Origin of the sequence: Streptomyces sp. x-19 (assembly GCF_046549115.1) — a bacterium.
GTDB classification, from domain to species: domain Bacteria; phylum Actinomycetota; class Actinomycetes; order Streptomycetales; family Streptomycetaceae; genus Streptomyces; species Streptomyces albulus_C.
This window is the reverse complement of record NZ_JAJPWK010000079.1, coordinates 1-2,733: the sequence shown is the minus strand read 5'-3', so window position 1 is coordinate 2,733 and position 2,733 is coordinate 1. Positions and strand designations below refer to the sequence as shown.

The 2,733-nt window shown below is 70.9% G+C and carries 2 protein-coding genes; both read right to left on the bottom strand.

Annotated features, from left to right (window positions below; all coding sequences use genetic code 11):
• Nucleotides 1-2,515 (bottom strand): non-ribosomal peptide synthetase (locus ACLJT4_RS42185; protein ID WP_411130459.1); only part of this gene is annotated, 2,515 nt, incomplete at its 3' end.
• The coding region (locus ACLJT4_RS42180) for a phosphopantetheine-binding protein (RefSeq protein WP_411130457.1) at nt 2,512-2,733 on the bottom strand (222 nt) is incomplete at its 5' end. The genes ACLJT4_RS42180 and ACLJT4_RS42185, both read right to left, overlap by 4 nt.

Genomic DNA, 2,733 nt, shown 5'->3' with positions numbered 1-2,733 from the left:
CAAACCGCTCACCCGTCAACCCAGGACGACCCACATACCCCCGAGCCACCCCCACACCAGCGATATAAATCTCCCCCACCACACCCACCGGAACCGGCCGCAAAAACCCGTCCAACACATACACACGGGTGTTGTCGGCGGGGCCTCCGAGGGAGGGTCGGGCAGCCGCGTCGGCATGGCAGAACATCGCGTCGACCGTGCACTCGGCCGGGCCGTAGAGGTTGTACAGGGACAGCCCGGGGACGTCCCGCAGCTCGGCCCACAGGTCCTCGCCGACCTCCTCGCCGCCGAGCGCGAGGACCCGCACGCGGTGCCGCTCCCCCGCGAACATGCCCGCGGCCAGCAGCTGCCGGGCGACGGAGGGCGTGGTGTCGAGAACGTCGACCGCGGCGTCGGCCACGTGGTCGACGAGGGCCAGAGCGTCCTTGCGCACGGTGTCGTCGACGATGCGCAGTTCATGCCCGGCGACCATCCACAGCAGCTGGCTCCAGGACGCGTCGAAGCCGAGCGAGTTGGTGAGTGCGGCGGTCAGCCGGCGCCCGCCCGCCCGGACCCGCTCGGGCTCGAAGTAGTTCGCCCGATGGCTGTGGAACATGTTGACCAGGTTGCGGTGCTCGACGGCGACGCCTTTGGGGCGGCCGGTGGAGCCCGAGGTGTAGATGACGTACGCGAGGTCGGCGGGGCGCAGTGCCCCGGTGCGGTCGGCGTCCGTGAGGTCGGAGGCGTTGTCGGGGAGCTCGGCCGTGTCCATGAGCAGTGCCGGTACGTCGTCCGGCAGGATGTGCGCGGTCGGGCCGGCGGCCAGGACGAGCACGGGCAGGGCCTCCGCACAGATCGCGGCGACCCGTTCGGCGGGGTTCTCGGCGTCGATCGGGAGGTATCCGGCTCCCGACTTGAGCACCGCGAGGATCGCGGTGACCGCGTCGGTGGTACGCGGCAGGGCGACGGCGACGAGCCGGCCCGGGCCCGCGCCGCGCGCACGCAACAGCCGGGCGAGCCGGTTGGCTTCGGCATTGAGCCTGCCGAAGGTCAGGGTGGTTGTGGCATCGGCAACGGCGATCTCTTCGGGCGTGGCACGGACCTGTTCCTCGAACAGGTCCGGCAGGGTCCGCGGTGCGTGCGCGACGGAGCGGCCGGTGGACGTGGCCAGCAGGTCGCCCAGCTCGTCGTCGCTCCACACGGGCAGCTGTGCGGCGGGCAGCTCGGGGCGAGCGGCCATGTTTTCCAGGAGTGCGCACAGCCGCGTGAGGATGCCGGTGGCGATCGGCTCGGTGTACACGTCCGCGCGGTAGTTGAGCTCGAAGCGCAGGCCCTCGCCCGGGTAGACGGCGAGGCTCAGCGGATAGTGGGTGCCTTCCGGGGTGTCCTCGACGGCGTCCCGCAGGATGCCGATGGTCAGGCCCGCCACCGAAGCGCCCTGCACGGCCTGGTCGACGGGAAAGTTCTCGAACGCGAGGGTGGTGTCGAAGAGTTCGGGGACACCAGCGGCCCGGTGAATGTCCGCGAGGCCCACATGGTGGTGGTGGGACAGGGCCGTCTGCTCGTCCTGGATGCGGGACAGCAGGCGGGCCACGGGCTCTGCCGGGTCGACGCGGACCCGGGCGGGCACGGTGTTGATCATCAGGCCGACCATGCGGTCGCTGCCCGCGAGCTGCGGGGGGCGTCCGGCGACCGTGTTGCCGTAGACGACGTCCCGGCGACCGGTCAAAGAGGTCAGCATCAGCGCCCAGGCGCCCTGCACCAGGGTGTTGACCGTGAGGTCGCGGGTGCGGGCGGCCTCCGCGATCCGTGCGGTCGCCGCTTCGCCCAGCTGCACGACGACGCGCCGCTGCCCACGGTCGGAGGCGCCGGTGCCGGCTCCGCCGGCCACCAGTGTCGGACCGTCGAGGTCGGACAGCGCGGCGCGCCACGCCTGTTCGGCCTCCTCGCCGTCCTGTTGGGAGAGCCAGCCCAGGTAGTCCGCGAACGGCACCGCCGGTGCCAGGTTCTCGGTGGTGCCGCCGTCCCGGTAGAGGTGGAACAGGTCGCTGAGCACCAGCGGGACCGACCAACCGTCGAGCAGGATGTGGTGGTGGGTGAGGACCAGGACGTGCCGATCGGCTGCCAGTCGGACCAGCGTGAACCGCAGGAGCGGCGGTCTGACCATGTCGAAGCGGCGGGCGCGGTCCTCGGTCAGGAACCTCGCCAGACGCGCCCGGCGCTCCTCGGCGCCGAAGCCGGAGAAGTCGACCTCCTCCCAGTGGGGCTCCACCGTTCGGGCGATTGCCTGGACGGCCTCGCCGGAGCGGCGTCTGAGGAAGCCCGCGCGCAGACTTCCGTGGCGGTCCAGCAGCGCGGCACAGGAACCGCGCAGCACCTCTGTGTCGAGGGCACCGACGAGTTCCAGAGGCGTCTGCACGTTGTAGAAGTCAACGTCCTCGCCCTCGGTTTGTCCGCCGTCGAACTGGGCGTGGAAGAGCATGCCCTGCTGGAGCGGGGTAAGCGGCAGGACTGCTTCCAGGGATGTCTGGCTCACGATGTCTTCTTCCACTGGGCTTCGAGCTCGTCGAGTTCGTCGGCGTCGATCCGCACCAAGTCGTCGGTGCGAGGGGTTCCGGCGCCGGGGTCCACGTCCTGGGCGACGGTGGCGAGGCGGGCGATGGTCTTGTGGACGAAAATGTCCTTCGCACTCAGCAGCAGCCCCGCCCGATGCGCCCGCGCCGCCAACCGCATCGACGCGATCGAATCCCCACC